This is a genomic window from Gordonia ajococcus, assembly GCF_012974285.1.
GTDB classification, from domain to species: domain Bacteria; phylum Actinomycetota; class Actinomycetes; order Mycobacteriales; family Mycobacteriaceae; genus Gordonia; species Gordonia amicalis.
On the sequence record NZ_CP052884.1, the window covers coordinates 4,247,110 to 4,273,745 of the forward strand.

The following is a 26,636-nucleotide window of genomic DNA, read 5'->3' on the forward strand; positions in this document are numbered from 1 at the left end:
TGATGACACTGCCGCCGATCGCGATCATCGGGTTCGCCCACAGCCCCAACGTCGTGGGCACACATGGCACCACCAACGGTGTCGAGATGCTCATCCCCTGCTTCGACAAGCTCTACGCCGAACTGGGCATCGGCCGCACCGACATCGAGTTCTGGTGCAGCGGTTCGTCGGATTATCTTGCCGGACGCGCCTTCTCGTTCATCTCCGCAATCGACTCGATCGGCGCGATGCCGCCGATCAACGAGTCCCATGTCGAGATGGACGGCGCCTGGGCACTCTATGAGGCCTGGGTGAAGATCGCCACCGGCGAGGTCGACCTGGCGCTCGCCTACGGCTTCGGCAAGGCCTCCGCAGGCAACACCGACCAGACCCTCGCCCTGCAGACCGACCCCTACACGGTCGCGCCGCTGCATCCCGATGCCCGTTCGCTGGCCGCGCTGCAGGCACGCGCCGGGATCGACGCCGGGACCTGGACCGAGGCCGACATGGCCGCCATCGGGGCCCGCACCTCCGGCGGTTCGGTCGACGACCTCCTGGCGAGCGACTACGTCGCGAATCCCCTGCGCCGCCATGACATCGCGCCCTACACCGACGCAGCCGCCGCGGTCGTCATCGCCAGCGAGCGCAAAGCCCGTGAACTGGTGGCCAATCCGGCGTTCGTCACCGGTTGGGATCACCGCATCGACACGCCCAACTTCGGGGCCCGGGATCTCACCGTCTCGCCGTCGACGAAGCTCGCCGGCGACACCGCGTTCGGTGACCGCAGCCGAGCGGTGGACGTGGCCGAGATACACGCGCCGTACTCGCATCAGGAGATCATCGTGCGTAATGCTCTCGATCTACCTGATTCGGTGCGGATCAACCCGTCCGGCGGTGCGCTGGCCGGCAACTCGCTGTTCTCGGTAGGCCTACAGCGCATCGGCTATGCGGCCCACGAGATCCTCACCGGCAACGCCGGCACCGCCGTCGCCCACGCGACGAGCGGCCCTCTGCTGCAGCAGAACATGGTGGTCACCCTGAGCGACCAGAACAACGCGGGAGGCGGGAACTGATGGGACACAAGAACCGTGCGGCAGTCCTCGGTACCGGCCAGACCCGCTACGTCGCCAAGCGCTCCGACGTCACGATGGCCGGTATGGTCCGCGAGGCGATCGACGCGGCGCTGATCGACTCCAGGGTCTCCCTCGACGAGATCGACGCCATCGTCATCGGCAAGGCCCCCGACCTCTTCGAGGGGTCGATGATGCCCGAGCTCGCCATGGCCGAGGCCATCGGTGCCGTCGGCAAGCGTCTGATCCGGGTGCACACCGCCGGATCGGTCGGTGGCTCGACGGCGAACGTCGCCGCATCCCTGGTCTTCGCAGGCGTCCACAAGCGCGTCCTCGCCGTCGCCTGGGAGAAGCAGTCCGAGTCCAACGCCATGTGGGCGCTGTCCATCCCGGTGCCGTTCACGAAGCCCGTCGGCGCCGGCGCCGGCGGCTTCTTCGCGCCGCACGTGCGCGCGTACATCCGCCAGTCGGGCGCACCGGAGCACATCGGCGCGATGGTCGCGGCGAAGGATCGTCGCAACGGCGCACTCAATCCGCTGGCGCACCTGCATCAGCCGGATCAGAGCGTGGAGAAGGTCATGAGCTCACAGATGCTCTGGGATCCCATCCGCTACGACGAGACATGCCCGTCGTCGGACGGCGCGTGTGCGGTCGTGATCGGTGACGAGCAGGTCGCCGACGACGCGGTCGCCGGTGGCAACCCGGTCGCGTGGATTCACGCCACCGCCATGCGGACCGAGCCGCTGTCGTTCGCACACCGCAACGTGGTCAGTCCGCAGGCCGGCCGGGATGCCGCTGCCGCCCTGTGGAAGTCGGCGGGCGTCAGCAATCCGCTCGACGAGGTCGACGTCGCCGAGATCTACGTGCCGTTCTCGTGGTTCGAACCGATGTGGCTGGAGAACCTCGGCTTCGCCGCCGAGGGCGAGGGCTGGAAGCTGACCGAATCCGGCGACACCGAGATCGGTGGGCGCATCCCGCTCAACGCCTCCGGTGGCGTGCTGTCGTCGAACCCGATCGGCGCGTCGGGCATGATCCGCTTCGCGGAGGCCGCGATCCAGGTCATGGGCAAGGCCGGCGACCACCAGGTCGACGGTGCCCGCAAGGCCCTGGGCCACGCCTACGGCGGTGGCTCACAGTACTTCTCGATGTGGCTCGTCGGAGCCGACAAGCCCCTCCACTGACCGGCGTTTCGTAGCATTCATGCGCACCATCAGCGCATGGATGCTACGAAATCCGCTCGGGCACAGCGCAGGCCATCCCGTCCGCCATTCCGGTCGGACGGACCCCCAGGGACTGGTTGAGGCGAGCCCGCTGATTCTCCCAGGCGACGGTCATCGCGAGTTCGACGATCTGCGTCGGCGAGAAGTGACCGGCCAGGCGTCGACGCACCTCGGCGAGATCGTCGGCGACCGCGGGGGTGCGGGTCATCGCCTCGGCGAAGGCGATCACGAGCTTGTCGACCTCGCTGTAGGCATCGGAGTCCTGGTAGTCGGGCAGATCACGGAGTTGCTGCTCGGTGATCCCGGCACCCGATGCCAGCGCCGAGCCGATGTCGAGACAGAATTCGCAGCTGACCATCCCCGCGGCCTTGAGTTCGGCGAGCTCTTTGAGTTTCGGGTCGACACTGTTGGACAGCAGCATCGCGCTCTCCATCCCCATCGTCGCCCCGGCGATGAGTGGTCGCCGCGCTATCTTCCCGACGAGTTCGGTGCGGTTGCGCCGGGCTCCGCTCATGGCGCTGAGGTAGTTTCGGATCCGGTGTAGTGCTCTCATATCTACCCTTCCCGTCCGCGTCGCCGGCTGTAACGCCGTGCAGCCAAGTATGTGACCAGCAGTACAATCGCCGCCAGCGCCACCGCACCGTGCGCCACGGCCCCCAGGCGAAGACCCCGATCTCATGCACCCCGCGGCCGCCCAGCACCAGACCCAGCGGCACCCCCACGAGAAATGCGACCGGCAGCCATCGGCGACGCGTCGACGCCACCACGATCGCCGCACCGACCGCCATGAACGCGAGGCCACCGTCGACCATCGCGTGCTGGTTGTACGGCTCACCGAGCGAGGTCGAGAGCCATTCTCCGGCAACCATGTTGCCAACACCATGCAGGACAAGGAGAAGCCCGAGCACAGCCGCGGCCCCCTGTGCGAGCGACCACCGCCACCGGCCGGCGGAACTCGCCCGCGCCGCGGCGACCTGCCGTTCCACGGCCGCGTAGGTCGACGTGGTCGGCGCACGCCGGAAGGCATTGGCCAGCAACACGAGATCCGGCTCCACCGCACCCGGTCGGGCGGAGCCGGCGAGAACGGCGGCGATGTCGTCGTCGAGGCGCTCGGCCGCCGCGACCTCCTCGGGATCGAACGGCGGCTCGGAATCGGATGGATCGTTCGACGTCACCGCGGCATCACCTCCCTCAGTTTGGCCACGCCGCGGTAGACCAGCATGCGAGCCGCGGTCGCCGAGAGACCCATCGCAGCACCGATCTCCTCCGAGGTCAGCTCGGTGGTGAACCGCAGCGTGACCGCTTCGCGTTCCCGCGCGGTGAGAACCCACAGGCGACTCCGGACATCGTCGACGTCCGCCGCGCGGAGCATCGCCGTCTCCGGATCATGCCCTCGGACCGGTCGGCATCGGCACTCACCTCGGCCACGGGCACCTCTCGCGCGGTACGCGCCCACCAGTCCGCGACGACATGCCGGGCGATCCCGATCAGCCACCTGCCCACCGAGCCGCGCCGGCCGTCGAAACGGTCCCAGGAGCGGATCGCCTTGGCGAACACCTCAGCGGTGACGTCGTCGGCATCGGCGGTTCCGGGCACACGGGTACGCACGTAGCGCCACACCCCCGCAACGTGCTCGCGGTACACCGCGTCGAATTGATCGATCGCGCCGGACTCCGAGTCCTTCCACCCTTCGTGTCGATGGTTCTCTCGACCCATCTTCGGCCACGAGGCAACCACTGTAACGACCGATCCGACAAGAAGACCGCGGGCGGGACGGGTGAGGTCATCACCGGTCCCGCCCGCGGCGGTTCGTGTGCTCGTTCAGGCCTTGCGCACCGAGTTGATCGTCTTCTCGACCTCCCAGTAGGCCCGCAGTGCGGAGAGGCGGCCCTCGGAGTCGGCATGGTAGGTGAACACACCACGCGCCTCGGAGACATGACCTGCGATGTGCGTGACGATGCTGCCGATGTAGGCGACCTCGTTCCCGCAGATGATCTCCTCGTCGAAGCGGAACTCGATGCTCTCGGTGGTCGCGATCGACTTGTCCCAGAACTCCGAGATGCGCTCGTACCCCCGGAATCCGACACCCTCCGGATCGAACATCGAGGGACCCACCGGATCCTGGACGATCGCGTCCGGCGCGAAGTTGTCGATCCACGCCTGCTTGTCGCGGGACTCCACGAACTCTCGTGAACGACGACCCGCCACGACCGCGGGATGGTTCTCGCGGTCGATGTCCAGGTAGGCCGGCTTCGGGTCTGTCGCGGTCACTTCGTCCCGTAGTCGACGCGGAGTTCCTTGACGCCGTTGATCCAGCCGTGACGCAGACGACGCGGCGCGGCGACCTTGGTGATGTCCGGGACGAGATCGGCGAGCGCGTTGAACATCAGGTTGATCTCCATGCGCGCCAGGTTGGCGCCGACGCAGAAGTGCGCACCGTTGCCACCGAAGCCGACGTGCGGGTTCGGGTCGCGAAGGATGTTGAACGAGAACGGATCGTCGAACACGTCCTCGTCGTAGTTGGCCGAGCCGTAGAACATGCCGACGCGCTCGCCCTTCTTGATGTCGATGCCACCGATCTGCGTGTCGCGCTTCGCGGTCCGCTGGAAGCAGTTGACCGGGGTCGCCCAGCGGACGATCTCGTCGACGGCCGTCGCGGGGCGCTCCTTCTTGAACAGTTCCCACTGGTCGGGGTTGTCCAGGAAGGCGTTCATGCCGTGGCTGATGGCGTTACGCGTGGTCTCGTTGCCGGCCACGGTCAACAGGATGAAGAAGAAGCCGAACTCCGTCTCGTCGAGCGACTGCCCGTCGATGTCGGCGTTCACGAGCTTGGTGACGATGTCCTCGCCCGGGTTGCGGCGCTTCTCCTCCGCCATCGTGTAGCCGTAGCCGAGGATTTCGGCGTTGGCCTGCTGGGGATCGGTGGTGTAATCCGGGTCGTCGGCGTTCATCATCGAGTTCGACCAGTCGAACAGCTTCTCGCGATCCTGCTCCGGAACACCCAGGAGATCGGCGATGGCGAGCAGCGGCAGGTCCACGGCGACGTCCTTGACGAAGTCGCCACTGCCCTTCTCCAGAGCGCGCGTGACGATCTCGCGGGCGGCGTCGTCGAGCTTCTCCTCGAGGAAGTGCACCGCACGGGGAGTGAACAGCTTGGAGACCAACTTGCGCAGACGGGTGTGCTCCGGCGGATCGTGGTTGATCAGCAGGGCCTTGGTGATCTCGATCTGCTCGGCGGTCATCTCGTCGTCGAAACGCATGATGACGCCGTTGGCGTTGGTCTCCCAGTCATCGTTGTTCTTGGAGATCTCGCGGATGTGGGCGTGCTTCGAGATCACCCAGTAACCGCCGTCGTGGAAACCTCCACCCTTGCCGGGCGCCTGGGCGTTCCACCAGACCGGCGCGGTCTTACGGAGCTGCGCGAACTCCTCCACCGGGATTCCCTGCTCGAGCAGGTCGGGGTTGGTGAAGTCCCAACCCTCCTGCTCCATGAACGCACACTTCACGACTACGTCGGAAGGGCTCGTGCGCGCAGAATCCGCCGTGGTCGGCTCACTGCCGATCGGGGCACTCTGGGCCTGGGTCACGTCACACCACCTCGCTGGAGATTTAGAACCTGTTTCAATCTCATTAGACCACATTGTGACACACGCGACACCCCCGGATGAGAACTTGTTCTAGTTTTCGGATCGCGCACCCGCCCCACCTGCGGAGTTCGGCCGTCGGGGACATAAGATCCCATGTATCCCGGTACGCATCGGAAGTCCGGCGGAACGTGCTACGACACCGCCCAGACCGGCCTTCCGACGCTGCCCATGGACGCAAACATAGAACATGTTCTAGCTTGATTGCACGGCCTCGACACCTCCGTCGAAGTGCCGTCGACCCGCAGACGACGGACGAGGTCCGCCGGGTGAACGAAGGAGTGAAGATGGGCGTTCCGGTCATCGTGGAAGCAGCACGCACGCCGATCGGCAAGCGCGCCGGGTGGTTGTCGGGCCTCCACGCAGAGGAGTTGCTGGGCATCATGCAGCGCAGTCTCATCGAGAAGGCCGGAATCGACCCGGCCCTCGTCGAGCAGGCCATCGGCGGCTGCGTCACGCAGGCAGGCTCGCAGGCGGGCAACGTCACCCGCAAGGCCTGGCTGTCGGCCGGACTCCCCGAGCACACCGGCGCCACCACGATCGACGCCCAGTGCGGATCCGCCCAGCAGGCCAATCACCTCATCGCCGGGCTCATCGCGTCGGACGCCATCGAGGTCGGCATCGCCTGCGGCGTGGAGACCATGACCGCCGTGCCGCTCGGCGCGAATGTCGGCACCAATGCCGGCCCTTACCACGCGGACTCATGGAATGTGGACCTGCCGAATCAGTTCGAGGCAGCCGAGCGGATCGCCAAGCGACGCGGCATCACCCGTGCCGACGTCGACGCACTCGGCGAACGAAGCCAGCGCCTCGCCCGCCAGGCCTGGGACGAAGGACGCTTCGACCGTGAGGTGCTCACGTTCAAGGCGCCCGAGCGGACCAAGGACGGCGAGCTGACGGGCAACATCATCGATGTCAGCCGCGACCAGGGCCTGCGGGAGACCACTCTCGAATCCCTCGCCGCACTCAAGCCGGTCATCGACGGCGGCATCCACACGGCGGGCACGTCGTCGCAGATCTCCGACGGCGCCGCGGCCGTGCTGATCATGGACGAGGCGAAGGCCCGTGCCCTCGGCCTGACGCCGCGCGCCCGCATCAAGGCTCAGGCGCTCGTCGGCTCGGAACCGCACTTCCACCTCGACGGCCCGGTCCAGGCGACTGAACGTGTCCTGGCGAAGTCGGGAATGTCGTTGTCCGACATCGACATCGTCGAGATCAACGAGGCCTTCGCATCGGTGGTGCTCAGCTGGGCCCAGGTCCACAACGCCGACATGGATCGCGTCAACGTCAACGGCGGCGCCATCGCTCTCGGCCACCCCGTGGGCAGCACCGGTTCTCGCCTGATCACCACGGCCCTGCACGAACTCGAGCGACGCGACGGACAGACCGCCCTGGTCACCATGTGCGCCGGCGGCGCGATGGCCACCGGCACCATCCTCGAGCGCATCTGACCGCGTGGCCGTCTTCGACCCGGACAAGAAACCGGACCAGCTCGATTCGCCGATCGTCAGCACCATCATCAAGCTCGGCTCACGGGCACACACCGCGGTGTACAAGCTGACGGGCGGACGATTCGGCGAGACCTGGCGCATCGGTGCGGGGCTCAAGAAGCCAGCGCCGGTGTGCCTGCTCACCACCATCGGCCGCAAATCCGGTCAGCCGCGTACCGCGCCGCTGATCTACCTGCGTCGCGGGGACGCGTTCGTCGTAGTCGCTTCGCAGGGCGGCTCGGCGAAACACCCTGCGTGGTACCTCAATCTGCGCGACAACCCTCAGGTCACGATCCAGCTCGGCAAGGAGAAGTACGACCTCGTCGCACATACCGCCACCGACGCCGAGCGCGCCGGATTGTGGCCGGATCTGATCAAGGTCTACGCGGATTACGACACCTACGCCGCCTGGACCGACCGGGAGATCCCGGTGGTGATCTGCAAGCCGGCCGCTGCCGCCTGAGGAGCGCGACACCTCTGGTGCCTGATCGGAGAGAACGCGACACACCAGCAGTGCTGCCTGAGGTGTGAGGAGCGCAAGCGACGAGCCACGAAGGCCTGGTGAGTCGACGTCGCCAGCCCTTCGTGGCTCGCTGCGCTCGCACCTTAGGGAGCAAGTACAAGCGCCGGCTCGCACCTCAGGGAACGACCGGGCCCTGTCGCGCGAGCTCCCGAACCGCGGCACCGGTCCAGGCGTCGAGAAAAGCCCGGAGTTCGGCACCGGTCCGGTGCGACTCGGTGTCGAGGACCATGGATTGCAGTGTGCGCAGGACGATCTCGGCGATGAGGTCGAGGGCGTGGGCGTCGTAGCCGTTCTCGGCCCAGCCGACCTCGAGTCGGTCGACCATCGTGCGGGCGAATCGTCGGGCGTCGGCGGAGGTGAATCCGCCGACCACCGGCACGCTCAGCTTGTCGGCCCGCAGGAGTAGGCCGACGTAGTCGTCTTCGGCGAGCTCCTCGAGTACGGCGGCGATGCCCTCGACGAGGGCCGCGTCGGGTTCGGCGATACCGGCCAGTCGTGTCATCACCCGTTCGAGCAGTCCTTCGACGGCGTCGAGGGCGGTCGCCGACAACAATTCCTCGGTGCCGGAGAAATAGCGGTACACCGTCTGCCGGGTGACCCCGAGTTCACGTGCGACGTCGGCGATGCTGGTGGCCGTGCCACGCCGGTCGATGGTCGTGCGGGTCGCCGCCAGGATGCGCGCGACCGCCTCGGCGTCGTTGACGGGTACCCGACCGCTCCAACCATGTGTGCGCATCAGGTCATGAGCCTACCGTCACCAGTCCGTTCGCCCGCGTCTCGAGCTGACCATACGCATGACCCAATGATGTATGGTGTGGTGATGTAGCACACATCACGTACATGCGTGCTCGTCCACCCGGAGGTTCGAGATGACGACACCGACGAAGGTCAATCCGTTCCGCGACGGTTTCGACTTCACCGACCCCGATCTACTCCAGCAGCACGGCATGCCGGTCAAGGAGTTCGCCGAGCTCCGCCGCACCGCCCCCGTCTGGTGGAATGCGCAGCCGGTAGGTACATCGGGGTTCACCGACGGCGGTTTCTGGGTGATCTCCAAGCACGCGCACATCCGCGAGATCTCGAAGAACAACCAGCTGTGGTCCACCAACGCCAAGGGCGCGATCCTGCGCCTGCCCGACTACGTGACGCCCGACCAGATCGAACTCACGAAGGCGTTGCTCATCAACCACGACCCGCCGGAGCACACTCGACTGCGAAAGATCGTGTCGCGCATGTTCACTCCGCGGGCGGTAGCACTGCTCAAGGACCAACTGGCGGCCTCGGCTCACGAGATCGTCGAGGCCGCGGCCGCCAAGGGCAGCGGCAATTTCGTCGACGACATCGCGGTGCATCTACCCCTGCAGTCGATCCTCGACCTCATCGGCGTCCCGCAGGCCGATCGCGAGCGGCTCCACGTGCTCGTCGACGCGATGATCAACAACGACGACCCCGACGAGACCATCGACCCGGCGACCGCGAACGCCGAGGTACTCGCCTACGCATATGCGATGGCGGAGGAACGCCGCAAGAACCCGACCGACGACCTCATCACCGCCCTCATCGAGGCCGACATCGACGGCGAGAGAATGACCGAGATCGAGTTCGGTTTCTTCGTCGTCCTGCTCATCACCGCCGGCAACGAGACAACCCGCAACGCGACGTCGCACGGGATGAACGCCTTCCTGGACCATCCGGAGATGTGGGAGCTCTACCGGCGGGAACGTCCGGCGACGGCCATCGAGGAGATCCTGCGATGGTCCACCCCGGTCCATGGATTCCAGCGAACCGCCCTGACCGACACCCGAATCGGCGACGTCGACGTCGCCGCCGGCCAGCGTGTCGGGTTGTTCTACAGCTCCGCGAACTTCGATGAAGAGGTCTTCGACGACCCGTTCACCTTCGACATCACGCGAGATCCCAACCCGCACCTGTCCTTCGGCGGCAACGGCGCCCACTTCTGCATCGGCGCCAACCTCGCCCGACTCGAACTCAACCTGATCTTCAACGCGATCGCCGACACCCTGCCCGACATCGCCCGGCTCGGCGAACTGCGTCGTGTGCGATCGGGCTGGCTGAACGGGGTCAAACAGTTCGACGTCTCCTACCGGAACTGAGGTGGCCGGACCGGTTCACCGAGTCGCGGCCGGAATCCATGCCGCGGAACGCCGTCCGGACCAGTTGGCCAGCGTCTCGGTCGGCCCGGCGCCGGCCCGCGGCTCGACAACGACGCCGAAGGGAACGTTCGGGTCCTCGCGGATCTCGGCGGGGATGAACTGACGCGCGATCGCGAGCGTCGCGGCGGCGGCTTTCGGGACGGCTTCGGACGGCTGCCCGGTCGCCACCGCGAGATCCCAACCGTGCACCAGACTTTCGTTGACATAACCCCACAACGCACCGGCGCCGGGAACCTCACCCCACGGGACCTGCACCGGCGCGGTGAGCGTTGCGTCGTCGGACCAGAGTTCGAGGGCACGAGCCACGACCGCCGCATACTCCTGCGCGTCGAAACGGTCGGCGATGAACGGCATCGACCGCACGTCGACTCCCGCGGGCAGGGCGGCCGCGCGCTGCGCCGTCGCAAGCAGATGGGCCCCGAGAGTGCGGACGTCGAAGTCGTCGCACGGCGTCGGGGCGGCGAACTGGTCGGCTGTCACCGCGGAGAGCAGCTCGGTGACCCAGGTGGTGGCGGCCGCGAAGACCGGGCGGGGATCCGGCGGTGTGGTCTGTGCGTTCATGGTCTTTCCTTTCGTCGGTGGCTGACGAGTCCAGTCAAACCGCGAAACCTGACATCTTCTGTCATGTTTGTGCGAGATGATCGTCGGCATGCGCGCCGAACGCCTCATCGCGGTCCTGATGCTGCTCAAGAAGCACGATCGGGTGACCGCGTCGACGATCGCCGTCGAACTCGGGGTGTCGGAGCGGACCGTGCTGCGCGACATCGAGGCGCTGTCGCTGTCCGGGGTGCCCGTCTACGCGGAGCGCGGCCGGCACGGCGGGTTCTCGCTCGTCCCCGGCTATCGCACCGACCTCACCGGCCTGACGGTCGAAGAGGCGACCTCGCTGCTCGCCGGAACGGGACGGCTCGACTCGCCCGCCTTCGCCAGCGCGATGCGCAAGGTCACCGCGGCACTGCCCGAGGCGTACAGAGGTACCGCGGTACGGGCCGCCCAGCGGGTTCTGGTCCGCCCCGAGGGATTCGTGCGGACGCCGAAGGAACTCGACGCTCTCGATCCGGTGCAGTTCGCGGTCTTCGCGGGCAGGCGAATCCGCACCCGGTACCGCCCGCGTGGGGTGGGCGAGGCACGGGAGCGGATTCTCGATCCGATCGGGCTGATCATCGCGGGCGACACCTGGTACCTCGTCGCACACGGTGCGGGTGACGGGACCTAGGAACGGATGTACCGATTGTCGCGGATGAGCGAGGTGGAGGTCCTGGACGAACCGGCGGTGCGCGACGCAGACGTGGATCTGGAAGAGATCTGGGAGCGGCGTCGTACCGCGTTTCGTTCCTCGTTCGATGCGGTCGACGTCGTGGTCGAGTGCACCCCCGACGATGTCGATCGGGTCCGCGCGATCGTGCTCTCCTCGGAGACGAGGGGTGACGCCGCAGATCGTCGACGGGTCGAACTCCGGTTCGCCGACCGCCGGCATGCCGCCGGCGCGTTGTGGGCGGCGATGTTCGACCTCGACATCGCGGTCCTCGAACCGCAGTGGGTCCGGGAGTCCTTGGCCGACCGGGCGCGAGCGGTCCTCGCCCGCCCCTGAAATGCGCCCCCGAAATCCGCCCTCCACAGGCGGCTCGACGACAGTATGTCGGCGTTCCGCCTGCTCAGCGCGGTTTCCAGGGGAGGTTTCCAGGGGCGGTTTCCAGGCGCGGGACGCCTAGCCGACCCCGCGCTCCGCGTCGGCCCAGTACTGCGCCCGCAGTGCCTTCTTGTCCGGCTTGCCCAGCGCGGTCAACGGCAGTGCATCGGCGAAGATCACCCGCTTCGGTGACTGCACGGCACCCTTGCGATCCTTGACGGCCTGCTGGATCTCGGCGGTGATGCGCTCCTTGGCTGCGTCGTCGGCGTCCGCGTCGGGACGAAGCACGACGATCGCGGTGACCGCCTCGCCCCACTTCTCGTCGGGCACACCGATCACGCCGACCTGGCCCACCGCAGGATGCTCTGCCACCACGTCCTCGACCTCGCGCGGGAACACGTTGAAGCCACCGGTGACGATCATGTCCTTGGTGCGGTCGACGATGAACCAGAATCCGTCCTCGTCTTCACGTGCGACATCGCCGGTACGCAGCCATCCGTCGCGGAAGGTCTCGGCGGTCTGCTCCGGGAGTCCGAGGTATCCGCCGGCGAGAAGTGGTCCGGCAACGCAGATCTCGCCCGGCTCACCCTGCGGGACGGGCTTGTCGTCGGGGCCGAGGAGTGCGGTGCGCAGGAAGGCCGACGGCCGGCCGCAACTGCTCAGGCGACGCTGGTCCTCCCCCGGCCCCGGATGATCCCCCTTGGCGAGGTAGCTGATCACCATCGGCGCCTCGGACTGGCCGTAGTACTGGGCGAAGATCGGGCCGAACCGTTCGATCGCCTCCGCGAGCCGGACCGGATTGATCGGCGACGCACCGTAATACACCGTTTCCAGCGACGACAGGTCACGCGTCCGCGAATCCGGATGGTCCATCAGCGCGTACAGCATGGACGGCACGAGCATCGTCGCGGTGATCTTCTGCTCCTCGATGGTCTTGAGGACCTCGGCCGGATCGAACTTCGACAGCACCACCATCGACCCGCCCTTCATGAGGGTGGGGATGAAGAATGCCGCACCCGCATGCGACAGCGGCGTACAGAGCAGGAACCGGGGATGCTCCGGCCACTCCCATTCGGCGAGCTGGATCTGCGTCATCGTCGCCATCGCGCGCGCGGTTCCGATGACGCCCTTGGGTTTTCCGGTGGTGCCGCCGGTGTAGGTGATCGAGACGACGTGTTCGGGCGACAGATGTTCGGCCACAAGCGGTTTCGGTTCGAAATTGTCCGCCTCGGCGATGACGTCACGAGCCTGGGCCGACAACTGCTCGGGCACCGGGCCGAGGGTCAGCACCTGCTTCAGTCCGGGGATACGTTCCAGCAGCGCCGCCGCACGCTCGACGAACATCGGCACGGGGTCGATGATGAGGGTCGAGACACCGGCGTCGGACAGGACGTAGGCGTGGTCGTCGAGCGAGCCGAGCGGGTGCAGCGCGGTCCGTCGCCACCCCTGCGTCTGGCCGGCCCCGATGACGAAGAGCACCTCGGGCCGGTTCAGTGCCAGCAGGCCGACCGCGGTGCCCGTGCCCGCGCCCAGCCCCTCGAACGCCTGGATGTAGCGGCTGATCGCGGCGGCCATCTCGCCGCCGGTCATCTCGGTGTCCCCCAGGGACAACACCGTGCGATCGGCATGGCGCCGCAGCGCGGCGACCATCAGGTCGCCCATGTGCGTGCCCCCGCGAAGGTGATCGAAGTCGGTCGGTGCGGTCGTCGTACCCTCGTTCGTCATGCCACAAGACTAGGACGTGTTACAGCTTCAGGAAAGAAGGTCCACCAAAATCGCGGTTATCGCCTATAGAACACGTTCCAGGTTGCGGTCTCCGGGGAACGCTCACCCATCCGCGACTCCCGCCACGGATCGAGCGGGTTGCCCTACGATCGAAGTATGACTGATCTCGACCTGGCCACCACTCGCCGCGACATCGCCGACGCCTTGCTGACCGCGCTGGAACGCCGCCACGAGGTTCTCGACGCCATCGTCGACGCGGAGAATCACGATGAAGCCGTCACGGCGATCGTCGAGCTGCTCGGCAAGTCGCAGCTGGGCGCCAAGGCGATCCTGGACATGAAACTCGACCAGCTGACCAAGGACGAGCGCCGCAAGAACCAAGCCGAGCTCGACGACCTCAACAACGCCCTCACCTTCACACTCGCCGAGCGTCCGGCCAGCAGCGGGGACACCCTCGACCTGCGCCCGTTCGACGCCGAGGCCGATGCCGAACTGTTCGCGGCCCGCACCGACGAACTCGGCACCGCCGGCGACGGTTCCGGGGCACCGGCCGGTGACGTCGCCGCCGAGATCAGCGCCGCCGCCGACCGCGTCGACGCCGAAGAGGCCGTGTGGCTCGTCGCCGTCGAGGGAGAATCCAAGGTGGGCTTCGTCTTCGGCGAACTGAAGGACGGCGAGGTGGACCTGCGGATCTGGATCCACCCGCAGTACCGCAAGTCCGGCTACGGCACCGCTGCCCTGCGCAAGTCGCGCTCGGAGATGGCCGCGTATTTCCCCGGAGTGCCGATGGTCGTGCGGGCGCCCGGCGCATAATCCAGCATTTCTCGCTGGACCCACTGCCAGGCTGTTGGTGGGTCCATCATTCTCGGTGGATTACGCTGCGGGTCGAGCGCGAAGGCCTGTGGCGCTGCACATGAACGCTCACGCGCCGAGCGCGAGCCTGACGGCAAGTACGACCAACACGAGCACATACGCCATCGACCCGAAAACGATGCCGGCGCCTATCTGACGACGCTTACCACCGTTGAACATCAAGAACCCACCGACAACGGCCACCAGAAGGTACAGCACGAAGCTGGCCGCCAACACCACGATCCAGGTCAACGGGGCCAGCGCCAATGTGCCGATTGCAGCGAACGGTGTCATTGGCCCGAAGAACCGATTGTCCTGGACTTCGCTCGTAATCGGGTTCACGTCGCGCTTTCGAAAATCAGTCGGGCGAGCCCCGCGGAAACCGCGGCTGTAGCAACCACGGACGCCCAGCCGCGCGTGTTTCTGAATATCGCCAGAACGCATGCTCCCACGATGATTGCGACCGGAATCGCCTTGGCGCCCTGGTAAATGGGCAAGCGCTCAGCAAAATACGAGGCAAAGAAACACAAAATCATGAGCAGGAGAGCCACGCACGTCCTCGTCGCGTAACTCCGTTGACTGGTACTGTCGCCGGGCTCGACTGTCGCAGCCTGCTCGCTGGTCATCGTGCTGCGTTGCGTGAGTCGATATCGGGCGTGCTCATGCGGCTCCTTTGACGGTAGGCGGACTGTCTGCCGATCCGAAGTCCGTTATCCCCTCGATGCCGGGCGGATGAGGACCATACACTTGCTCGGGGTTGTTCTCTCTCGGAAATCCTTGCAAGTCCCATTGATAGTCCCCGTACTCATGGCGGAACGGGAGATGCACGAGCGGCCCTAACCCGATGTGGTCGCCGGAGTCGTCTTGATGCAAGATCCTGGTCTTGCCGTCAGGTAGGTACTGGTAGGTCTCCATCGACGGGAAGTCGGTCGCAACCCCCGAGACCCGGGCACCGTCAACGCCAGGGGTCACGATCGTCTGTCCGCGCACCCTCCACCCCGCGTCACCAGCCGGCCCAGGAGCAAGTGGATCCGCGGCGTCGTAGTTGATCAACACAGTGCCGTCTGGCAGCTGAGCAGCAGACATCTTGGGCGTGCCGGTCCTGACTTGCCCCACCGTATCGGCCGACGGATTCTGCCGCGCAATCACTATGCCGTTCTCGTAGTCGATGAAGTACGAGACCCGGGTGTTCTCGGGGGCGAAGTTCGGGTCAAATTCGCGGCCGTCTCCATAGTGCCGCGATGCTCCCCCGAGTACCTTGCCGTTGGGGATGAACAGACCAGTGGCGACAACACCCTGTCCGGGTACGGGGTCAATCTTGATGACGCTGATGACCGGCGGGACCCCTTGGTTCTTGGGGTTATAACTGTGGAGGTCCAACGCTGCTGCCATTCGCCAGTCATTGAGGGTGTCGGGCTCCCGTCCATAGACTTTGCGGAAAGCCTCGATCTGATTGGCAACCAAACCGCTGTTGACAACGAGAGATTCCGGGGCCATGGCGTAGAGCTCGCCGACCGCAGCGCTGATCGCGCTACCGGCAGAGGTGACAGCCTGGTCTGCGGCATCTCCCAAGCCCTTCAATCGTCCCTGGATCTCGGCAGCCGTGGTGGCGTCGAACTCCGCGCCGTCGGGCGCCTTCTCCGGAACAAAATTCAGCATGTAGTCACGGCTCGCCGTGTCGAGGACATACCCGAGGTCCGCGGCGGCATCGGTAGCGTTTCTCAGTCCGGTCCTGGCGCTGGCGATGTCGCCTGCGCCGGTATTCAAGGTCTGCGCCAGATCGCCGTACTCATCGGCCATGCTCTGAAGCCAGCACGTGATGGACACGGCACGGTCGTCGGCAGGTCCACGTGCGTCTCCGGTCCACTCGCCGCGCATCAGATTCCGGACCGGGTTCCCGGCTTTCGGGGCTTCAAGGTCGAGGTTCGCCTTGAGTGCAAACAACCCATTCGCGATCGGGGTCAGTGCCTCCGGCTTCCACGACGCGATCTCGTCGTAGCTAGGCGTCATCTCAGCGAGATGCCTTCGCTGTGACGTCCTCAAGGATGGGAGCCGGGACAAGATGATCGGTGAGCGCCCCGACGCGTGTCGGATATCCGATGGAGTCCTCGATCCGCTTGGCACTGTCATCGTCAGCCTCAACGGTGATGTTCCGGCAGTTCATCACCAACGCGGCGAATGAGGAGACGGCGTCTGAGGTGTTCGACAACGCGGTCGCGATCTGCTTGTCCGTTTTCGACGCGATACGCGACATATCGTGCGTCGCACCGCGGAACGCATTCACGAGAGAACTGAAGGACTCTGTGGCGTAGCCGTCTTCCCCGCCTGGACCGAGCGTCAGCTCGCCGATCCGAGATGCACTCTGCTCGATCGCCTGAGCGGCCGAAATCAACGATTCAGGCTTTACGACCAGATCCGACATGTTTCTCCCCCGAGATGGCTACGCAGAACACAGTACTGCGCCTGCCACAATCTGCGCGCAGTCGCCCGGCGAAGTACCTGCTCAACCGATGCTAGGAACATATCGGCGAGCCGTCTCGTCGGCATCCACAGGTCCTCGCACCCACTACCCAACAGGCAACGCATCGCACTCGACGACCCGTCCCGAAAGTAGTAGACGCGTCGATCACTGCTGGGCGTGCGGGGCCAAGTAAGGACGCGGCAGCCCGAACCGCGCGACAATCGCGCGAATCCGGTTCTCCTCGTCGACGACGAAGGTCTCCGACACCGGAGCACCGAGTCGCAGGGTCCGGGGTCGGACATGCACCACATACCGCGTGGTGACGCTGTGACCGTCGACCGTCGCGGTGAAGTCCGAGACGCGGTGGATCAACCGGAACTGCGGACCCCGCGCGAGGCTTCGTGCGATGTGGGGGCCGTTGCGGCCGGTCCGCAGACCGAATTCCACGCGGGTGCAGTCGGGATGCAGCGACACCGCCGACGGGTCGTGGCTGACCAGGGCGTCGACATATGCGCGGGCCGCCGCGACCCGCTGCTGGTCTCTGTCCGCCGAGGTCACCGCGCGCCGTAGACCGGCATGGGGACCGGCGCCTTCGCCAGGATCTCCTCCACCACCGGACCGAGTTCGGCAACCTCCCAGCGAGACCCCTTGTCCCGCTCGACGCTTCGCTGCCAGCCGTCGGTCACCGAGATCTTGCCGCCCTCGACCTCGAAGACCCGACCGCTCACCGACGCCGACTCGGGCGAGCCGAGCCACACCACGAGCGGTGAGATGTTCGCCGGATCCATCGCGTCGAACGATCCGTCCGCGGGGGCGGCCATCTGCGCGGCCATCTCGTCACCGGCACCCATCGTCATCTGGGTCCGGGCCGCGGGCGCGATCGCGTTGACCGTGACGCCGTAGCCGCCCAGTTCGGCGGCCGCCTGGACGGTGAGCGCCGCGATACCCGCCTTGGCCGCGACATAGTTGCCCTGGCCGATCGAACCGTACAGTCCGGCACCGGAACTCGTGTTGATGATCCGCGCCTGCGGCGTACGACCCGCCTTGGCCTCGGCCCGCCAGTGGGCCGCGGCATGACGCAAGCCGACGAAGTGACCCTTGAGGTGCACGCGAATGACGGCATCCCACTCGTCCTCCGACAGCGACACCAGCATGCGGTCGCGGACGAATCCCGCGTTGTTGACGAGCACGTCGAGCCGGTCGAAGGCGTCGAGGGCGGTGGCGACCATGGCCTCGCCACTCTTCCAGTCGGCCACGTCGCCCACCGAGACGACGGCTTCGCCGCCGGCCGCGACGATCTCGTCCACGACCCCGGCAGCGAGATCCTCCGCATAGTCGTTGACCACGACCTTCGCCCCGTCGGCGGCGAACGCGAGCGCGTGGGCTCGTCCGATGCCCTGTCCGGCACCGGTCACGATGACGACGCGGCCCTCATTCAACTTGCTACTCAAGGTGTTTCCTTTCTGAACTGCGAAGACTGTGCTTGTGCGGTGGGTCAGACGGCGTTGCCGGCGGTCGCGGCGTCGAGGAAGGCCGGCTTCTCGCCCCCGCCGTGCACGGTGAGCGTCGAGCCGCTGATGTATCCCGCCAGCGGTGACAGCAGGAAGGCAACGGCGTTGCCGACGTCGACGGGGGTTGCCATCCGGCCCAGCGGGATGGTGGCGCCCACGGCAGCGACTCCGGCGTCGTCCCCGTAGTGGAGATGCGACTGCTCGGTCTCCACGGGTCCGGCGACGACCGAGTTGACCCTCACCTTCGGGGCCCATTCGACGGCGAGCGAAGTCATCAGGTTGTCGAGGCCCGCCTTGGCGGCTCCATACGCCGACGTCCCGGGCGACGGCCGGTGTCCGCTCACGCTCGACACGTTGACGATCGCCCCACCGTCCGGCTGCGTCTGCATGACCGCGTTCGCCGCCTTCGCCACCGCCAGCGGGGCCAGGAGGTTGAGGTCGACGATCTTGCTCGCGAACCGGACCGATGCGTCGGCGGCCAGCGCGAAGGGCGACCCACCGGCGTTGTTGACCACCCCGTCGATGCGTCCGGCGCGGTCGACGATGTCGTCGATCATCGCCTCGACGGCCGCGGCGTCGCGGACGTCGCACGAGACGAAGTCGATCTCGCGAAGGTCGTCGGCGAGACTGTCCGCACTCCGGCCGCAGATGACCGGCCGGGCACCGAGGGTCGACAACACCCGCGTGATACCCGCACCGACTCCGCGTGCACCACCGGTGACCAGGACAACCTTCCCGACCAGGCCCAGCTCGGCCTGTGACTGCGTCTGCATGGGTGCTACCCTACCAAACAACCAAGCACTTGCTTGGTTCATGCTTGCGCAGCCCACGAGGTTGCCAACGCAGCCACGAGAGGAGCACGCGTGCCGATCACCACGAGACGTACCGAGTCCGGCATCGTGACCATCACGGTCGACTACCCGCCGGTCAACGCGCTGCCATCGGCAGCGTGGTTCGAACTCGCCGACGCCATCACGGCGGCCGGCAACGATCCGGCCACACACGTCGTGGTGTTACGCGCCGAAGGACGAGGCTTCAACGCCGGCGTCGACATCAAGGAGATGCAGGCCACCGAGGGCTTCGACGCCCTGATCGGCGCCAACCGGGGATGCGCGGCCGCCTTCGGCGCGGTCTACGACTGCGCGGTGCCGGTGGTCGTCGCGGTCAACGGCTTCTGCGTGGGCGGCGGAATCGGTCTGGTCGGCAACGCCGATGTCATCGTCGCCTCCGACGACGCGGTCTTCGGGCTTCCCGAGGTCGACCGCGGCGCCCTCGGTGCGGCAACACATCTCGCGCGCCTGGTGCCGCAGCACATGATGCGCACCCTCTACTTCACCGCGAAGAACGTCACCGCCCAGCAACTCGAGCACTTCGGTTCGGTGTACCGGGTCGTCCCCCGCGAGGACCTGCTCGACGCCGCACTCGAGGTCGCCGAGGCCATCGCGGCCAAGGACACCCGGGTGATCCGCGCGGCCAAAGAGGCCATCAACAACATCGATCCGGTGGACGTGAAGGCCAGTTACCGCCTGGAACAGGGCTACACCTTCGAGCTGAACCTGGCCGGCGTCGCCGACGAGCACCGCGACGCCTTCGTCTCGACCGGTAAACCGCTCGCCTCGAACGCTTCTCACAACGGAGGACACGCCTGAGATGCCGACCGACAAGACAAGCACTCTCGACGACGTCGTCGCGGAGCTCCGCGACGGGATGACCATCGGGATCGGCGGCTGGGGTTCGCGCCGCAAGCCGATGGCGCTCGTGCGCGCGATCGCCCGCTCGGACGTCAAGGACCTCACCGTCGTGACCTACGGCGGCCCCGACCTCGGGTTGCTCTGCGCCGCAGGCAAGGTGCGTCGCGCATACTACGGCTTCGTGTCGCTCGACTCCGCCCCGTTCTACGACCCGTGGTTCGCGAAGGCGCGCACCAACGGCGAGATCGAGGTGCGCGAGATGGACGAGGGCATGGTCAAGTGCGGCCTGGAGGCCGCGGCCGCACGGCTGCCGTTCCTCCCGATCCGCGCCGGACTCGGTTCCGACGTCCTGAACTTCTGGGAGGGCGAACTGAAAACCGTCGAATCCCCGTATCCGGACGCCGACGGACGGACCCAGACGCTGGTCGCGATGCCGGCGCTCAAGCTCGACGCCGCTTTCGTCCACCTGGATCTGGCCGACGCCCACGGCAACGCCGCCTACACCGGCGTGGACCCGTACTTCGACGACCTCTACTGCGCGGCCGCCGAGCGCCGCTACCTGGAGACCGATCAGCTCGTCTCGAACGAGGTACTGGTGAAAACCGTTCCGCATCAGCGACTCCTGCTGAACCGGATGAACGTCGACCGCGTGGTGCACGCCCCCAACGGCGCGCACTTCACCTTTGCCGGCGAGTACGGGCGGGACGAGAAGTTCCAGCAGTTCTACGTCGCCAGCGCCAAGGAACCCGACACCTGGGAAGCGTTCTCGCGCCGATTCCTTCAGGTCGACGAGGCGACCTACCAGCGAGAGGTGACCGCATGGCAGGCCGAGCAGGAGGAGAACGCACAGTGAGCACCGCAGAGACACAGGCAACGAATATCCCGCCGGCTGAGCCTTCCTCCCCGCTGGCTGAGCCTGTCGAAGTCACGCGCGCCGAGTACTGCGTCATCTCATGCGCCGGCATCTTCGCCGGTGCCGGCGAGATCATGGCGTCGCCGATGGCGCCCGTCCCCCTGCTGGGCGCTCGCCTGGCACGCCTCACCACCGAACCCGACCTGCTGATCACCGACGGCGAGGCGCTGATCCTCGCCGACACACCGCCGATCGGCAAGACCGGCCCCATCGAGGGCTGGATGCCGTTCCGCAAGGTGTTCGACGTCGTGGCGTCGGGCCGTCGTCATGTGGTCATGGGCGCCAACCAGATCGATCGTCACGGGAACCAGAACCTGTCGGCGTTCGGCCCGCTGCAGCACCCGACGCGGCAGATGTTCGGTGTCCGCGGCGCACCCGGCAACACCATCAACCACCCGACGAGCTACTGGGTGCCGCGTCACACGGCACGCGTCTTCGGGGAGACCGTCGACATCGTGTCCGGCATCGGATACGACAAGGTCGACCCGGACAACCCGGCATACGACGACCTGAACATCCATCGAGTCGTCACCAACCTCGGTGTCTTCGACTTCGGCGGGGCGGGTCACACGATGCGGGCACTGTCGTTGCATCCGGGGGTCACCGCCGACGAGGTCGCGGAGAACACCGGCTTCGAGATCGAGGGTCTCGCCGACGCTCCGGAGACCCGGCAGCCCACCGCCGAGGAACTCGGCCTGATCCGAGACGTCCTCGATCCCAAGGGTGTTCGCAACAAGGAAGTCCGATGAGTCCGGCGCGGGCGGCCGGCCTGTCCACGTCGTTCACCGAGCTGGTCGGGGTCGAGTACCCGATCGTGCAGACGGGAATGGGCTGGGTTTCCGGGCCGTCGCTGACCTCGGCGACGTCGAATGCCGGCGGTCTCGGCATCCTGGCGTCGGCGACGATGACCTTCGCCGAACTCGAGGCCGCGATCGCCAAGACGAAGTCGTTGACCACCAAGCCGTTCGGCGTGAACATGCGCGCCGACGCCACCGACGCCCCGGAACGGATCGATCTGCTGATCCGCGAGGGCGTCAAGGTCGCGTCGTTCGCGCTCGCGCCGAAGCCCGAGCTGATCGCGAAGCTCAAGGACCACGGCATCGTCGTGATCCCGTCGATCGGCGCAGCGAAACACGCGGTGAAGGTCGCCTCCTGGGGCGCCGATGCGGTCATCGTTCAGGGTGGCGAGGGCGGCGGTCACACCGGTCCGGTCGCCACCACCCTGCTGCTGCCGTCCGTCCTGGATGCGCTGTCCGCGAAGAACATCGACATGCCGGTGGTCGCTGCGGGTGGCTTCTTCGACGGTCGCGGACTCGCCGCGGCGCTCGCCTACGGCGCCCAGGGCGTCGCGATGGGAACCCGGTTCCTGCTGACCTCCGACAGCGCGGTCCCCGACTCGGTCAAGCAGGAGTACCTGCAGCGCGGCCTCAACGACACCGTCGTGTCGGTGAAGGTCGACGGCATGCCCCACCGCGTGCTGCGTACCCCGCTCGTCGAGGCACTGGAAAGCGGCAGTCCGGTGCGGGCGCTGTTCGCCGCGGCCCGAAATGCCAACGAGTTCAAACAGATGACCGGCATGCGCTGGACCACCATGCTCAAAGACGGTCGCACGATGAAGAAGTCGGGTGAACGGACCTGGCAGCAGGTCATCATGGCCGGCAACACCCCGATGCTGCTGAAGGCCGGGCTCGTCGAGGGTGACACCCGCGCCGGTGTTCTCGCGTCGGGGCAGGTCGTCGGTATGATCGATGACCTGCCGAGCTGCGACGAGCTGATCCAGTCGATCATGCACCAGGCGCACGAACGGTTGAAGACTCTCGGTTCGCTGGGGTAGCGGAGAGAATCGCTACCTCTGCCCACGCCCCTGCTCCCTGAGGTGCGAGCGAAGCGAACCTCGAAGGGCCGGTGACGTCATCTCACCAGGCCTTCGAGGCTCGTCGCTAGCGCTCCTCGCACCTCAGGCAGCAGTGGGTCGCTTACGCTCCTCGCACCTCAGGCAGCAGTGGGTCGCTTACGCTCCTCGCACCTCAGGCAGCAGTGGGTCGCTTACGCTCCTCACACCTCAGGCAGCTGTGGTTGTCACGACGACGGCGTGAGCGTCCAGCCCGCGGCTGCGGTGCGCTGGTTCCAGAACTCGGTGTAACGGCCACCGCGGCTGAGCAGTTCGTCATGCGTACCGATGTCGTCGACGCCGCCCCGGTCGTCGAGGACGACGATCTGGTCGGCGGCGATCACGGTCGACAACTTGTGCGCGATGACGAGCACGGTGCTGCGGTCGGCGAGGCGACGGATGGATTCGGCGACGTGCGATTCGTTCTCCGGGTCGAGAGCGGAGGTCGCCTCGTCGAAGAGCACGATCGGGGCGTCCTTGAGGAGCGCGCGAGCGATCGAAACACGTTGCCGCTCACCCCCGGAGAGCGCAGATCCGCCTTCGCCGACGACGGTGTCCCACCCGTCGGACAGACGCTCGACGATGGACGTGACACCGGCGGTCTCGGCGGCCGCGCGGATCTCGGCGTCGGAGGCATCGGGGCGGCCGAGTTTGATGTTCTCCCACAGTGTGTCGTCGAACAGATAGACGTCCTGGAAGACCTGCGACAGCTGGCCCATCAGCGCGCCGGTCTCCTGGTCGCGGACGTCGACACCGCCGACCTTCACCGAACCGCCGTCGACGTCGTAGAACCGGGCGATCAGACGGAAGATCGTCGACTTGCCCGAGCCCGACGGGCCGACGAGCGCGGTCATCGTGCCGGGCTGCGCGCGCAACGACACATCTCGGAGCACCGGGGTGCCGTTCTCGTAACCGAAAGCGACCTGCGACAGTTCGACCGAACCCGGCTCCGTGATCGGTTGCGGCTGGTCGGGGGCGGGCATCCGGTCGGTGTCGAGGACACCGGTGATGCGGTTGATCTCGTCGGTCGACATGCGCAGCGTCGAACCGAGTTCGGCGAGTTCGCCGATCGGGCCGAAGAAGCGGGCCGCGAGACCGAACACCGCGACGAGCAGGGCCGGTTCGATGTGACCGGACACCGCGAGCCAGGCGCCGAGCGCGAGGACCGCGCTGAACACGACCTGGACCGAGAGCCCGTTGAGCAGGATGCCGAGGATGGAGCGCCAGAGCATCGACTTGCCCACCCGCGCCTGCTGTCCGAGCGCATCGGCCAGCGGTGCGTGTGCGGAGTCGGCCGCGCCGAAGGCACGCAACACGGCCTGGCATCGCGCGTACTCCAGTACACGGTTGTTGACCTTCACGGCCTCGGCCCGCTTGCGGCGCTCGGCCTTCGCCAGGAACCGGCTGGACAGCTTGCCGACGTACATGAGGACCAGCGTCCCGGCGACCATCAGCAGGCCGATCCGCCAGTCGAAGACGCAGATTCCCAACACGACGACCACCGAGCTGACCGTGTTCACGACGACCGGCGTGATGTAGTGCGCGCCGGTGCTGCCCACGAACATCGTTCCCTTGACGGCGATCTGCGAGACGTCGCCGATGCGTTCGCGGGTGAACCAGCCGAGTGGCAGCGTGACCATGTGGTCGCCGAGCCGGTGATGCAGCATGCGCATCGCGTACAGGGCCATCGTCATGCCCTTGAGCGACTGGATGTAAGCGCTCACGGCACAGATCAGCACCAGGACGGCCAACGGCCACAACCACTTCGCCGCGCCGGAGAGGTCGCCGGTCAGCAGGTTCTCGGTGATCGGGACGAGTGTGAGCATCGCGAGGCCCTGGGCGACGCCGTACAGGACGACCCAGCTCAGGAAGACGACCATGCGGGCACGCTCGGAACCCAGAATCGTGTAGAAACCGCGGATCATCGTGCCACCTCGCCACTCTCGACCGCGCCGAGCGCGATCTTCTCGTCCTGCCGGGTGGTGCCGGCCTCGTAGCTCGCCCACATCGACGCGTACAGACCACCGTTGGCGACCAGCTCGTCCTGACGTCCCTGTTCGACGACCCGGCCGCGATCGAGCACGACGATGTTGTCGGCGTGGGTGATCGAGCCCAGCCGGTGCGCGATGACGAGGACCGTCCGGCCGACCATCAGTGCGCCGATGGCCTGCTGGATCTGGGCTTCCGATTCCGGGTCGGCGAAGGCGGTCGCCTCGTCGAGCACCAGGATCGGGGTGTCCGCGAGCAGGGCGCGGGCGATCGAGACCCGTTGCGCCTCACCACCGGAGAAGTGTGCGCCGTCGCCGACGACGGTGTCGTATCCGTCGGGCAGTTCCAGGATGCGCTCGTGGATCCGGGCCGCACGCGCGGCGTCGTGGACCTGCTCCTCGGAGGCGCCGGGCCGGCCGAGACGGATGTTGTCCCGCACCGACATCGTCAGCAGCTGCACGTCCTGCAGCACGAATCCGACGTGTCGATAGAGCTCGGTCGGGGCGATGTCGCGGACGTCGACCCCGCCGATGCGCACCGACCCGGAATCGGGATCGCCGAATCGCGGCAACAGTGTCGCCAGGGTCGACTTACCGCTTCCCGACGGTCCGACCAGCGCGGTCACGGTGCCCTCGGCGAGTTCGACGCTGACGCCGTCGAGTGCCTTGACCCCGGCGGGCACACCCAGTCGCGGCGGATAGGTGAAGTGCACGTTCTCGATTCGCACGTCGTGTCCGGCGGGGACCTGCGGGTTCTCGGGGACCGTCAGCTCGGGTTCGGCGAGCAGATCCGCGATGCGCAGCGCCGCGGCCGACGCCTGTTGGCGGGTGTGGACCGCGGTGGACACCGTCAGGAGCGCCGTCGGCAGCACCATCGCGATCAGCGTCGAACCGACGAGTTCGATCGGCGACACCCAGCCCTGGTCGACGAACCAGTAGCCGACGCCGAGGTTGACCAGCAGGATCAGCGGGGCGGAGATCAGGACCGTGGTGATGGCCTGGACGCGGAGCATCGGGCCCATGTACCCGGCGAAGTCGTCGTTGAACTCGTCGGCGGCATCGATGAAGCGGCGGTGGGCTTTTCCGGTCTGCCCGAACGTCTTGACCACGGCGACACCGGCGATGAACTCGACGATGGTCGCGCTGATGCGGGCGACACCTTTGTCCATCTTCTCCATCTCGGCGGTCAGGTCACGCGCCATGTAGGAGTAGGTCAGGGCGTACAGCGGCACGGTGGCGATGGCCAGCAGACCGAGGCGCCAGTCGAGGACGAAGCAGTAGATCAGCGCGAAGATCGGCGACAGCACCGCGGCAGTCGCCTCCACCTGCGCGTGGGCGACCAGATAGTGCAGGTCGGCGACGTCGTTCTGCACCGACTTGCGCACCGCACCCGAACTGGTACGACTGAACCAGCCGAGCGGGAGCCGACCGAGCTTGTCGGCGATGCGGATTCGGAGTTGTGCCTGGAGGTCGAGGTCGGCGAAGTGGGTGATCGCCAGCGCCAGGAAGGCGAACAGGGCGCGCGCCGCGAGACCGCCCACGACGAGCCACACCACCAGCCAGACCCGGCCGGTGTCGGTCGGGCCCGGTGCCAGAAGTGTGCGCCCGAGCTCGACGATGCCGATGAACGGCACCACGGTCGCGGCCGAGGCGAAGATCTGGACGAATTGCGCGAGAACGGTCCGCGTCTTCACCGGTGCCAGCACGTCGGCGAGAGCCGCCGACTTGGCCTTGGCCTCCGCCCGAGCCCTGTTCCGGGCAGCCTTCGGGTCGTCGGGCGTCTCCTCCGGGACCCGGGTCGGTGCAGGTGCGGCCACTTCGGTTCCGCCAGTTGTCATAGGCGCACCTTAGCGGCCGCCGACGAGTTAAGGAAA

27 protein-coding genes and 1 pseudogene are annotated in these 26,636 nt (G+C 66.8%); 12 read left to right on the plus strand and 16 right to left on the minus strand.

From position 1 onward, the window contains the following. Nucleotides 1-2 precede the first annotated feature (2 nt). Both GAA2_RS19165 and GAA2_RS19170 read left to right on the plus strand, forming a co-directional pair. A complete protein-coding gene (locus GAA2_RS19165) occupies nt 3-1,052 on the plus strand; it encodes a thiolase domain-containing protein (RefSeq protein ID WP_040004814.1) in 1,050 nt (349 codons plus the stop codon). Beyond that, nucleotides 1,052-2,230, plus strand: coding sequence for a thiolase domain-containing protein (locus GAA2_RS19170; protein WP_006437002.1), 1,179 nt, complete (start codon nt 1,052-1,054; stop codon nt 2,228-2,230). Before GAA2_RS19165 ends, GAA2_RS19170 begins: the two co-directional genes overlap by 1 nt. Before the next feature lie 43 nt (nt 2,231-2,273). Here GAA2_RS19170 and GAA2_RS19175 read toward each other — a convergent pair whose 3' ends face one another. Further along, entirely contained in the window at nt 2,274-2,822 is a 549-nt protein-coding gene (locus tag GAA2_RS19175) for a carboxymuconolactone decarboxylase family protein (RefSeq protein ID WP_006437003.1), read from the minus strand. A gap of 124 nt (nt 2,823-2,946) precedes the next feature. Here GAA2_RS19175 and GAA2_RS19180 point away from each other — a divergent pair, with 124 nt between their 5' ends. Next, nucleotides 2,947-3,483 (plus strand): hypothetical protein, encoded by a 537-nt coding sequence (locus GAA2_RS19180; protein WP_159405216.1) that lies wholly within the window; start codon nt 2,947-2,949, stop codon nt 3,481-3,483. Here GAA2_RS19180 and GAA2_RS23280 read toward each other — a convergent pair. The 4 genes from GAA2_RS23280 to GAA2_RS19195 form a co-directional block, all read right to left on the minus strand. Then, nucleotides 3,441-3,602 (minus strand): sigma factor-like helix-turn-helix DNA-binding protein, encoded by a 162-nt coding sequence (locus GAA2_RS23280; RefSeq protein ID WP_236577658.1) that lies wholly within the window; start codon nt 3,600-3,602, stop codon nt 3,441-3,443. The two genes, GAA2_RS19180 and GAA2_RS23280, sit on opposite strands and share 43 nt — an antisense overlap. Beyond that, entirely contained in the window at nt 3,542-3,985 is a 444-nt protein-coding gene (locus GAA2_RS19185; protein ID WP_236577653.1) for an RNA polymerase sigma factor, read from the minus strand. The genes GAA2_RS23280 and GAA2_RS19185 overlap by 61 nt, the downstream gene beginning before the upstream one ends. 105 nt (nt 3,986-4,090) lie before the next feature. Further along, the gene (locus tag GAA2_RS19190; RefSeq protein ID WP_006437006.1) at nt 4,091-4,540 is read right to left on the minus strand and encodes a nuclear transport factor 2 family protein; all 450 of its coding nucleotides are present in this window, start codon (nt 4,538-4,540) and stop codon (nt 4,091-4,093) included. Next, nucleotides 4,537-5,856: a cytochrome P450 gene (locus GAA2_RS19195; RefSeq protein ID WP_159405217.1), complete on the minus strand. Its 1,320-nt coding sequence runs from the start codon at nt 5,854-5,856 to the stop codon at nt 4,537-4,539. Before GAA2_RS19195 ends, GAA2_RS19190 begins: the two co-directional genes overlap by 4 nt. 344 nt (nt 5,857-6,200) lie before the next feature. Here GAA2_RS19195 and GAA2_RS19200 point away from each other — a divergent pair, with 344 nt between their 5' ends. Continuing rightward, nucleotides 6,201-7,364 carry a steroid 3-ketoacyl-CoA thiolase gene (locus GAA2_RS19200; protein ID WP_159405218.1) on the plus strand — a complete coding sequence of 388 codons (1,164 nt, stop codon included), beginning with the start codon at nt 6,201-6,203 and terminating at the stop codon, nt 7,362-7,364. A 4-nt stretch (nt 7,365-7,368) separates the two neighbouring features. Next, nucleotides 7,369-7,866 (plus strand): nitroreductase family deazaflavin-dependent oxidoreductase, encoded by a 498-nt coding sequence (locus GAA2_RS19205; protein ID WP_191834515.1) that lies wholly within the window; start codon nt 7,369-7,371, stop codon nt 7,864-7,866. Nucleotides 7,867-8,041: 175 nt separating this feature from the next. Here the strand turns inward: GAA2_RS19205 and GAA2_RS19210 are convergent, their stop codons facing one another. Then, on the minus strand, nt 8,042-8,662 hold the full coding sequence (locus GAA2_RS19210; RefSeq protein WP_006437010.1) for a TetR/AcrR family transcriptional regulator: 621 nt from the start codon (nt 8,660-8,662) through the stop codon (nt 8,042-8,044). Between the two features lie 133 nt (nt 8,663-8,795). Here GAA2_RS19210 and GAA2_RS19215 point away from each other — a divergent pair, with 133 nt between their 5' ends. Next, a complete protein-coding gene (locus GAA2_RS19215) occupies nt 8,796-10,040 on the plus strand; it encodes a cytochrome P450 (RefSeq protein ID WP_006437011.1) in 1,245 nt (414 codons plus the stop codon). A 15-nt stretch (nt 10,041-10,055) separates the two neighbouring features. Here the strand turns inward: GAA2_RS19215 and GAA2_RS19220 are convergent, their stop codons facing one another. Beyond that, a complete protein-coding gene (locus GAA2_RS19220; RefSeq protein WP_159405220.1) occupies nt 10,056-10,661 on the minus strand; it encodes a TIGR03086 family metal-binding protein in 606 nt (201 codons plus the stop codon). A gap of 88 nt (nt 10,662-10,749) precedes the next feature. On the opposite strand from GAA2_RS19220, the pseudogene GAA2_RS19225 reads away from it, so the two are divergent. Further along, nucleotides 10,750-11,691, plus strand: a pseudogene (locus GAA2_RS19225) (helix-turn-helix transcriptional regulator). Between the two features lie 117 nt (nt 11,692-11,808). On the opposite strand, the gene fadD8 reads toward GAA2_RS19225, so the two are convergent. Then, nucleotides 11,809-13,455: a fatty-acid--CoA ligase FadD8 gene (gene fadD8, locus GAA2_RS19230; protein ID WP_159405221.1), complete on the minus strand. Its 1,647-nt coding sequence runs from the start codon at nt 13,453-13,455 to the stop codon at nt 11,809-11,811. Between the two features lie 156 nt (nt 13,456-13,611). Here fadD8 and GAA2_RS19235 point away from each other — a divergent pair, with 156 nt between their 5' ends. Further along, on the plus strand, nt 13,612-14,268 hold the full coding sequence (locus tag GAA2_RS19235) for a GNAT family N-acetyltransferase (protein ID WP_006437015.1): 657 nt from the start codon (nt 13,612-13,614) through the stop codon (nt 14,266-14,268). Nucleotides 14,269-14,376: 108 nt separating this feature from the next. Here the strand turns inward: GAA2_RS19235 and GAA2_RS19240 are convergent, their stop codons facing one another. The 6 genes from GAA2_RS19240 to GAA2_RS19265 all read right to left on the minus strand — a co-directional run bounded on the left by GAA2_RS19240 (nt 14,377) and on the right by GAA2_RS19265 (nt 19,052). Beyond that, nucleotides 14,377-14,751, minus strand: coding sequence for a hypothetical protein (locus tag GAA2_RS19240; protein WP_159405222.1), 375 nt, complete (start codon nt 14,749-14,751; stop codon nt 14,377-14,379). Between the two features lie 216 nt (nt 14,752-14,967). Next, on the minus strand, nt 14,968-16,317 hold the full coding sequence (locus tag GAA2_RS19245; RefSeq protein WP_159405223.1) for a hypothetical protein: 1,350 nt from the start codon (nt 16,315-16,317) through the stop codon (nt 14,968-14,970). Between the two features lies 1 nt (nt 16,318). Then, nucleotides 16,319-16,729, minus strand: a complete 411-nt coding sequence (locus GAA2_RS19250; RefSeq protein ID WP_159405224.1) for a hypothetical protein — start codon at nt 16,727-16,729, stop codon at nt 16,319-16,321. A gap of 204 nt (nt 16,730-16,933) precedes the next feature. Next, nucleotides 16,934-17,326 (minus strand): hypothetical protein, encoded by a 393-nt coding sequence (locus GAA2_RS19255; RefSeq protein WP_006437735.1) that lies wholly within the window; start codon nt 17,324-17,326, stop codon nt 16,934-16,936. Beyond that, nucleotides 17,323-18,219 carry an SDR family oxidoreductase gene (locus tag GAA2_RS19260; RefSeq protein ID WP_006437736.1) on the minus strand — a complete coding sequence of 299 codons (897 nt, stop codon included), beginning with the start codon at nt 18,217-18,219 and terminating at the stop codon, nt 17,323-17,325. Before GAA2_RS19260 ends, GAA2_RS19255 begins: the two co-directional genes overlap by 4 nt. Nucleotides 18,220-18,263: 44 nt before the next feature. Further along, nucleotides 18,264-19,052: an SDR family oxidoreductase gene (locus tag GAA2_RS19265; RefSeq protein ID WP_006437737.1), complete on the minus strand. Its 789-nt coding sequence runs from the start codon at nt 19,050-19,052 to the stop codon at nt 18,264-18,266. 90 nt (nt 19,053-19,142) lie between these two features. Here GAA2_RS19265 and echA20 point away from each other — a divergent pair, with 90 nt between their 5' ends. From echA20 to GAA2_RS19285, 4 genes are read left to right on the plus strand one after another with little or no spacing between them, the layout of a single operon-like run. Further along, entirely contained in the window at nt 19,143-19,928 is a 786-nt protein-coding gene (echA20, locus tag GAA2_RS19270) for a (7aS)-7a-methyl-1,5-dioxo-2,3,5,6,7,7a-hexahydro-1H-indene-carboxyl-CoA hydrolase (RefSeq protein ID WP_159405225.1), read from the plus strand. Between the two features lies 1 nt (nt 19,929). Then, entirely contained in the window at nt 19,930-20,823 is an 894-nt protein-coding gene (locus tag GAA2_RS19275; protein WP_006437739.1) for a CoA transferase subunit A, read from the plus strand. Beyond that, nucleotides 20,820-21,632, plus strand: a complete 813-nt coding sequence (locus tag GAA2_RS19280; protein WP_006437740.1) for a CoA-transferase subunit beta — start codon at nt 20,820-20,822, stop codon at nt 21,630-21,632. Before GAA2_RS19275 ends, GAA2_RS19280 begins: the two co-directional genes overlap by 4 nt. Continuing rightward, the gene (locus GAA2_RS19285) at nt 21,629-22,717 is read left to right on the plus strand and encodes an NAD(P)H-dependent flavin oxidoreductase (protein ID WP_006437741.1); all 1,089 of its coding nucleotides are present in this window, start codon (nt 21,629-21,631) and stop codon (nt 22,715-22,717) included. The genes GAA2_RS19280 and GAA2_RS19285 overlap by 4 nt, the downstream gene beginning before the upstream one ends. Nucleotides 22,718-22,962: 245 nt before the next feature. Here GAA2_RS19285 and GAA2_RS19290 read toward each other — a convergent pair whose 3' ends face one another. Then, nucleotides 22,963-24,699 carry an ABC transporter ATP-binding protein gene (locus tag GAA2_RS19290; protein WP_006437742.1) on the minus strand — a complete coding sequence of 579 codons (1,737 nt, stop codon included), beginning with the start codon at nt 24,697-24,699 and terminating at the stop codon, nt 22,963-22,965. After that, nucleotides 24,696-26,600, minus strand: a complete 1,905-nt coding sequence (locus GAA2_RS19295; protein WP_006437743.1) for an ABC transporter ATP-binding protein — start codon at nt 26,598-26,600, stop codon at nt 24,696-24,698. The genes GAA2_RS19290 and GAA2_RS19295 overlap by 4 nt, the downstream gene beginning before the upstream one ends. Nucleotides 26,601-26,636: the final 36 nt, after the last annotated feature.